Raw genomic sequence first — 7,919 nt, 5'->3', positions numbered from 1 at the left:
CGCGGATCAAACGCTTGGCCCGCAAGACGATTTGCTTTTCCAAATCCGTTTTGATGCACGATACAGTAATTGGCTTGTTTATCAACCGCCATGAATTTGGACGAGCTATATGACCGCTTTCCACAGGTCTAGAACACTACCTGAAATGGGAGCGGGGACGGCGGAGCACAAATGTAGACGATCGCCGTGGACGCGGTGTATCTAGAGGCGTGATGGTTGGGGGTGGCGGTCTAGGAACGATCGCGATCGCCCTCCTCATTACTCTCTTGGGCGGTGACCCCGGTGTTGTATTTCAACAGCCCACTCAGTCTCCTCCGGTGACCACAAGCGAGCCGCGACCTGCCGAGGAAGACGAGCTGGCAGATTTCGTTTCTGTTGTCTTAGCAGATACTGAAGACACCTGGAATAGCCTGTTTCAGCAGAAGTTTGATGCGGACTATCCAGAGCCAACTTTAGTGCTATTTACTGGACAGGTGGATTCAGCCTGTGGTTTTGCTCAAGCTGCAATCGGGCCGTTCTACTGTCCCGCCGACCAAAAGGTCTATATTGACTTGAGCTTTTATGATGAATTGAGAACTCGTTACCAAGCCCCTGGAGACTTCGCTCAGGCATACGTTATTGCCCACGAAGTTGGACATCATGTGCAGAACGTACTCGGTATCTTAGGGCAGGTGCAAGAGCTGCAACAGCAGGTGGGTCAGACCCAGGCCAACGAGCTCTCGGTTCGGCTAGAGCTACAGGCCGATTGTTTGGCAGGTGTCTGGGCGCATCATGCAGAAGAGAGCCGCGACATTCTCGAACGGGGAGATATTGAAGAGGCGTTAAACGCAGCTAGCGCCGTTGGAGACGATCGCCTACAAATGCAATCACGCGGCTACGTCACCCCTGATTCCTTCACTCACGGCACCTCCGAGCAACGGGTCCGCTGGTTTTCAACAGGCATTCAAACAGGTGAATTTAATCAGTGCAATACCTTTGAGGCTGCGAATCTATAACAGCACCGCTTTTACAAACGTAGCCAGGACGCCCGGCAAATTAAACCCAACAGAAAAATTGATTTATCTATCCTTCGAAAAGCTACCATAGCGTTTACAGACTCCTAACTTATGCCCTGAGCACATCCCTTTCAGGAAACATGCCACAATCATCTTTGGGCTTTCGAGGGGTATTAGGCAGTGAAATTTGCATTCATCATTGATCCCATTCAGCTGCTGGATGCGGGACACGATACGAGCGTCGCTCTAATGGAGGCGGCGCAAGCGGCAGGACACGAAGTTTGGGTGACTCAAGCAGAGTGGTTGGGGGTCGAGGCTGGCAAAGCGATGGGACGAATGCAGCCGGTAACGTTGAAGCCGGTAACGCTGGGAGACAACCGCTGGATTGCCGAAAAGGACTGGTTTAGCTTAGGTGAGTGGGTCTATCAATCTTTGGAGACCATGGACGTGGTGATGATGCGGACCGATCCACCCGTGACCATTCCCTATCTCTATACCACTTACATTCTTGATTACATTGATCCAGTCAAAACATTGGTGATGAACTCGCCTCAAGGTCTTCGAACGGCAAATGAAAAAATGTATGCTCTGCAATTTACTCAGGCTATTCCTGAGACGATGGTTAGTCGCGACAAGGCAGTCATTCAGAAAACGGTAGAGCAGTGGGGACGGGCCGTATTGAAGCCCCTCGGCGGCAAGGCAGGGGAGGGGATTCTATTTCTGGAGCAGGGCGATCGCAATCTCAACTCGATGATCGAAATCAGTACCCTGCGCGGTCGCGAACCCGTCATGATTCAAACTTATCTGCCTGAGGCGAAAGACGGTGACAAACGAGTCATTCTCCTGGATGGCGAACCCATTGGTGCAGTTAATCGGATTCCAACAGGCAATGAATTTCGCGGCAACATGGCGGTAGGCGGACGGGTCGCCAAAGTCACGATTACGGAGCGCGATCGCGAAATTGCGAGCCAGCTAGCGGCCACATTGCGACGTGATGGCCTCATCTTTGTCGGTATCGATATTATTGGGGGATATTTAACTGAAGTTAATGTGACCAGTCCCACCGGCATTCGCGAAATTGACCGTTTAGATAATGTCAGTTTAGGTCAGCAGGTGATCACATGGATTGAAAATAGACTGAACGTGGGCCTTGAGAAGCCCCTGCGAAATAAATTCTAGTTATAAAATGTCTTACAGTTAAGGTGGATTAAAGAAGAGGTAAGGGTTTTGAGCCAGCATTGGATGAATAACTCGCTATCTTTTGGCCGTCGTCGATTTGTCAGGTACGGCTCTTTGTTGGTTAGTGCTAGTGTTTTGGCAGCTTGTACGGGCGGCAGCGATACCGCTTCGGAAACCACAACTGTTGAATCGGCTGAGGCTGAACCGACAGACGCAGAACCTGCCAGCGGCGAACTGCAAAAAGTCACCTATGGGACAAACTGGTATGCCCAAGCTGAACATGGTGGGTTCTATCAGGCGATCGCGACAGGCATTTACGCCGATCATGGATTGGACGTCACCATCCAAATGGGCGGTCCCCAAGTCAACGGCACGCAACTGTTAATGGGTGGCAGCGTTGATTTCTTTATGGGCTATGGTTCAGATGCGCTCCAGGCGGTCCAAGAGGGCATTCCTAAAGTGACCGTCGCCTCTATTTTTCAGAAGGATCCACAAATCCTTATCGCTCATCCCGATCAGGGCGTCAATTCATTAGAGGACTTGCAAGGTCGACCCATTTATATCTCTTCAGCCGCAAACGTGACATACTGGCCGCTCCTGTCCGCAAAGTATGGTTTCACAGAGGACATGAAGCGCCCATACAACTTTAATCCAGGTCCTTTTTTGGCAGATGAAACAGCCGCTCAGCAGGGCTACCTCAGTTCCGAACCGCTGACCATTGCCAAGGAAGGCGGCTTCGAACCCGTTGTGTTGCTTTTAGCCGATTATGGGTACGATCCTTATTCGACCACCATTGAAACCCGACAAGAGATTGTTGATAGCGATCCTGACAAGGTGCAGCGGTTTGTCGATGCTTCGATCAAAGGCTGGTATAGCTATCTCAACGATGATCCAACCCCCGGCAACGAACTCATCAAGCAGGACAATCCTGAGATGACGGACGAGCAGATTGCGTATGGCATCGAGAAAATGAAGGAGTACGGCATCGTGGTCTCTGGGGATGCTGAGGAAATGGGCATTGGTGCCATGACTGAAGAACGGTGGAAGTCCTTCTTCGATACCTTAGTGGAAGCAGAGGTTCTAGAGCCAGACGTTGACTATACCCAAGCCTTTACGCTCGATTTCACCAATAAAGGAACGGAGTATTACGAGTCCTAGTAGCCCCCTTATCTCGCTTTCTCGCCATCCAGTCAAACCTCGTTAAGCTGATGACGCCAACCGCGATCGCTCTGCATCAGGTAGACAAAATTTACACCAACGGTACTGTCGCTCTACAAGGGGTCGACTTGGCTATCCGAAAAGGTGAGTTTGTCAGCTTAGTGGGACCGTCTGGCTGCGGCAAGAGTACGGTGCTGAAGTTAATTGCCGGACTAGGGAATGCCAGCTCGGGTCGGCTGGACTGGGGAGTATCGAAGGGCGATCGCGCCTTGGCCTATGTATTCCAAGAAGCCGCTCTGATGCCGTGGGCTACCGTAGTTGAGAACGTCTATCTACCGCTGAAGCTCAAAGGGCAGTCTCTCCGAGCAAGTCGGAGTCGTATTCAAGAAGCCCTGAATCGGGTCAACCTGCAAGGGTTTGAGCGCAGCTATCCTCGGCAGCTCTCCGGCGGTATGAGAATGCGAGTCTCGATTGCTCGGGCACTAGTAACACAGCCCAATCTATTGCTAATGGACGAGCCTTTTGGCGCCCTGGATGAGATGACGCGCGGTCGCCTGAACACTGATCTGCTGCATTTATGGGAACAGTATCACTGGACAGTCATTTTCGTTACTCACAATATCTATGAAGCAGTGTACCTTGCAAATCGAGTGCTGGTCATGGCTGCCCATCCTGGTCGGATCGTCGCTGAAGTCTCCATTGAAGCTGCCTATCCTCGCACAGAGGACTTCCGCACGTCTCCCTTATTTAACCAGTACTGTCGGGAGATTCTGCATCACCTGTCTACAGGCGAAGCCGTAAGTGATCCTGTTGCCAGTCCTCGTCCTACTATCTAAACTTCATGGTTCTCAAAGATTCTCAACAGCCTGCATCACGATTAAATCGACCAGCCATTCCCAAAAGTCGTCTGTCAAGCAGTTGGAAATCGCGACTCAATAAACCCGAAATTATTGCTCCGATCATCGTTGGGCTGTGCATGTTGACGCTGTGGGAAAGCCTGGTACGACTGTTTGAGGTGCCGCCTTACCTGCTACCGGGACCGCTACTCGTTTTTCAAACCTTGGTAACAGAGTGGCCGGAACTGTTTCCATCGCTGTTGATTACCCTACAAATTACAGTGGCGGCTTTTCTAATCGCGATCGCCTCTGGCCTGCTCATCGCTGTTATCTTCACCCAGAGCAAGTGGATTGAGCGCAGCTTTTTTCCCTACGCTGTCATCTTACAGACTACGCCGATTGTCGCGATCGCTCCCCTCATCATCATTTGGTTTAAGAACAGTACCTTTGCCGCGCTAGTCGTCTGCGCCTGGATTGTTGCCCTGTTTCCCATCGTGTCTAATACGACGTTGGGCCTCAACAGCGCTGACCATAATTTGACCAACCTGTTTCGTCTCTATGGCGCTTCTCGCTGGCAAACCCTCTGGCATCTACGTCTACCTAGTGCCATGCCCTACTTTCTAGGCGGCTTGAGAATTAGTGGCGGCTTAGCCCTCATTGGCGCTGTCGTCGCAGAATTTGTGGCGGGAACAGGAGGCGCGCGATCAGGTATTGCTTACCAAATTTTGATGTCCAGCTACCGCCTACAAATTCCCCGCATGTTTGCAGCGCTGATCATGACTACACTGCTTGGGGTCCTCATTTTTGTCGGTTTAACCGTCCTGTCTGATCGCTTGCTGAGCCACTGGCATGAAAGCGCCATCCGCCGCGAAAACTGAATCAACGTCAAAAGCGATGAACCTAAGTTTCATCCTCCTGCCTTCCTCTTTAGCACTGTCCCTACTCTGCTGTCTCAGGGGTTTCCTCTTCTGGTGCCGCTGGTGTTTCTGGGGCAGGCTCAACGGTCTCAGACGGTTCTCCAGGGGCACCCTCTGCACCTTCCGCACCACAATAAGTATTCACCTGATTGATAATCGTGGATTCCTGCACCGATAACTCTTGAATGAGCTGCACAGCTTGCACGGTCTGCTGCTGAGATTCCTCAATTTTGGCCGGTAAGTCGGCTTCAGCCTGAACCTCTTGCACAATTCCCATGGCATCACTAGCCTGGCTCAGGGCGCTACTAAATCCTTCGACCATTTCGATGTAGCGATCGCGATAGCCAATCAACTGCTCATCGTCCAGATCAGTCCCTTCTAGCTCTACAGACAGGGCATCTAAATCACTGACAACCTCGTCAACAGCAGTCACATATTGATTGGCAGCTGCTTTAATATCGCCCAAGCTTTCGACCTGAGCAGCATTGGCACTGAATGTTTGAATATTGCTTTCAAACGCAGGCATAAATCCCTGCGCTTTGTTGACGACCTCAGCCAGTCGATTGCACTGAGATACCTTCGATTCGCCACAGCTTGCAACGAGTAGCGCAACGATAGCACTAGCTGCAATTCTCTTAACCTGGCGGCGAAATATCAGCATGAAATCTCTCCTTAGACTTGAATATGCCAATTTCGTGACTTGGCACATAATACTTCTCTATTGAGGAAGATGACCCGTCTCTATTGCAGAAGATGCCCCGTCTTCGTTCAAGAAGAACATCTTGTCACCCGATGTTGCCGTCTTAAGAGTCTCTTTAGACAGGCAAGGTTAGGTGGAATGGAACTGATAAAATCAGAGACCAGTAAGACTTGGGAAATCACCAGAGAGGTATCGTCCCATTTGTTGCAGTCCTTGAGCTAAAACAATAGCGTTTGTGTCTATGCCTACCCCCGCAGATTTTTTAGAAGCCACGAAATACTTCGGTATAGCCACCTTAGCAATGGCGGGAATCACGCTACTAGCGTTTGTCTTTGGGTGGGGATTTCGATTTAGGTTAGTCGGTATCACCAGCTTCATGGGTGTCCTCACAGGCGGGATGTTGGGTTTAAGCTTTGAGCCATTTACCCGCACAGTTGTTCCGGGTTCAGTGCCCTATTCGACGGTTTATGATTCTGGGGCAACACAGATTGTGATTAAAGTGTCTGATGACATTACCCCTTCCGAACTTGAAGCGACCCTCCAACAGGCAGCGAGTAATTTACTCAAACCCAGTCGTTTGGGAGGAATGAGAGGAGAAACACCGACCATTCGTGCCAGAACTATCGTGCACGAACCTGAAGGAATTTCTAAGTTGGTGTATTTAGGACAAGTTCAACCCTCTTCCAAAGCAAACTCTGATCAACCCCTATCTATTGAGATTTCGGAGAAAGCGTTTACAGAACTGCCTCAAAGCTAGTCATTGGGCGATCGCTGTCGAGCATTTCCCGCTTTTGAATTGCCCTTGCCCTGGGTGACAAGGAGCAATCGAATTAGGATTATGAATTGTTCAATGAGCCAATGAGCTTTTTCTCAATGTCTTCCACTGTGCTTTTTGCCCTCATTTCTGACAAATCTGACAAAACGGATTCAAGCCTATGACATCAACCACTTTCGCACCTTTAATGGTTGCACCAGCTCAAGTAAGACGGGGCGCAGGCATTCTTGCCTCGATGGGAGACATCATTGCCTCACTAGGTGAACGACCTCTAGTCATTGGAGGCGATCTCAGTCTGTCTGTTGCGGCTCCTTTTCTGACACCTGCGATCGCAAGCCTGGCAGCCCGACAGATTTCCTATGGCAACAACTGTAGCGAAGCTAGTTTAGAGCGGCTAAAGCTAGAGGCTACTGAGCATGATGCAGATTTTATGATTGGTGTGGGTGGCGGAAAAGCCCTGGATACGGCAAAACTCATTGCGCATCAGCTCCGCTTGCCTGTAGTGACAATACCCACTTCCGCTGCTACCTGTGCTGCGTGGACGGCGCTCTCCAATGTTTACTCAGAAGCTGGCGCATTTCTTTACGATGTTGCCCTAGACCGCTGTCCTGATTTGCTCATTCTGGACTACGACTTGGTGGCAACAGCCCCTCAGCGTACGCTCATTGCTGGCATTGGCGACGCACTAGCAAAGTGGTATGAAGGCTCTGTGAGTAGTGGTTCGTCCGACCATACGCTGGTCATTGCTGCGGTTCAACAAGCCCGTGTTCTTCGAGATTTGCTTTTCCAAAAAACCCCGGCAGCGCTGGCTGAACCAGGCGGTTCAGACTGGCGAGAAGTTGTAGACGCCTGTGTCCTTTTGGCAGGTGTCATGGGTGGACTAGGCGGTGCCCAATGTCGCACTGTAGCCGCTCACGCTGTTCACAATGGCCTAACACATCTGTCCAAGAGTCACGGCATTCTCCACGGCGAGAAAGTAGCCTATGGCATTCTGGTACAGTTGCGCTTAGAAGAGATTGCCCAGCAGTCTTCTTTGGCCTACGCCGCTCGTCAACAGCTGATCCAGTTTTATGAGGCAGTGGGACTTCCCAGAACTTTGGCAGACATGAACATGGCGGAGATTCGCATCAAGGATCTTCAGCATGCCGCCGCGATCGCCTGTCGTCCAGGTTCTGATATTTTTCACCTGCCATTCAGCATGACTCCTGAAGCTCTGATGGGGGCTTTGGTCACCACAACAGCGACTGAGATTAAACCAACAGCTGCAGGAACGTCGATCACCCCTGTATTAACGCCTTAGAGGAACATAACGCTTTGCAGAACAAGCCGTTTGGAGAGGCGAAAATCTGATACATTCGG

At 50.8% G+C, this 7,919-nt stretch carries 9 protein-coding genes; 8 read left to right on the top strand and 1 reads right to left on the bottom strand.

The window, feature by feature from the left end; genetic code table 11:
* The 6 genes from PN498_RS15315 to PN498_RS15290 form a co-directional block, all read left to right on the top strand.
* On the top strand, positions 1 to 113 hold a 113-nt coding region (locus tag PN498_RS15315), incomplete at its 5' end, for an IS1 family transposase (protein WP_272061006.1).
* A 27-nt stretch (positions 114 to 140) separates the two neighbouring features.
* Positions 141 to 995, top strand: coding sequence for a KPN_02809 family neutral zinc metallopeptidase (gene ypfJ, locus PN498_RS15310; protein ID WP_272063700.1), 855 nt, complete (start codon positions 141 to 143; stop codon positions 993 to 995).
* Positions 996 to 1,175: 180 nt separating this feature from the next.
* Positions 1,176 to 2,174, top strand: coding sequence for a glutathione synthase (gene gshB / locus PN498_RS15305; RefSeq protein WP_272063696.1), 999 nt, complete (start codon positions 1,176 to 1,178; stop codon positions 2,172 to 2,174).
* A 63-nt stretch (positions 2,175 to 2,237) separates the two neighbouring features.
* Complete coding sequence (locus tag PN498_RS15300; RefSeq protein ID WP_272063695.1) at positions 2,238 to 3,332, top strand: ABC transporter substrate-binding protein; 1,095 nt, start codon at positions 2,238 to 2,240, stop codon at positions 3,330 to 3,332.
* Between the two features lie 50 nt (positions 3,333 to 3,382).
* Complete coding sequence (locus PN498_RS15295) at positions 3,383 to 4,168, top strand: ABC transporter ATP-binding protein (protein WP_272063694.1); 786 nt, start codon at positions 3,383 to 3,385, stop codon at positions 4,166 to 4,168.
* 5 nt (positions 4,169 to 4,173) lie between these two features.
* Positions 4,174 to 5,046: an ABC transporter permease gene (locus PN498_RS15290; RefSeq protein WP_272063693.1), complete on the top strand. Its 873-nt coding sequence runs from the start codon at positions 4,174 to 4,176 to the stop codon at positions 5,044 to 5,046.
* Between the two features lie 61 nt (positions 5,047 to 5,107).
* On the opposite strand, the gene PN498_RS15285 is transcribed toward PN498_RS15290, so the two are convergent.
* Entirely contained in the window at positions 5,108 to 5,746 is a 639-nt protein-coding gene (locus tag PN498_RS15285) for a hypothetical protein (protein WP_272063692.1), read from the bottom strand.
* Between the two features lie 280 nt (positions 5,747 to 6,026).
* Between PN498_RS15285 and PN498_RS15280 the strand changes: the two genes are divergently transcribed.
* Both PN498_RS15280 and PN498_RS15275 read left to right on the top strand, forming a co-directional pair.
* A complete protein-coding gene (locus PN498_RS15280) occupies positions 6,027 to 6,542 on the top strand; it encodes a Ycf51 family protein (protein WP_272063691.1) in 516 nt (171 codons plus the stop codon).
* Positions 6,543 to 6,720: 178 nt separating this feature from the next.
* On the top strand, positions 6,721 to 7,860 hold the full coding sequence (locus PN498_RS15275) for an iron-containing alcohol dehydrogenase family protein (RefSeq protein WP_272063690.1): 1,140 nt from the start codon (positions 6,721 to 6,723) through the stop codon (positions 7,858 to 7,860).
* Positions 7,861 to 7,919: the final 59 nt, after the last annotated feature.

The sequence above is a fragment of the Oscillatoria sp. CS-180 genome, from assembly GCF_028330965.1.
Lineage (GTDB): Bacteria > Cyanobacteriota > Cyanobacteriia > Phormidesmidales > Phormidesmidaceae > Halomicronema.
Note: the sequence above shows the minus strand (reverse complement) of the source record. Positions and strands in the feature narration are given on the sequence as shown.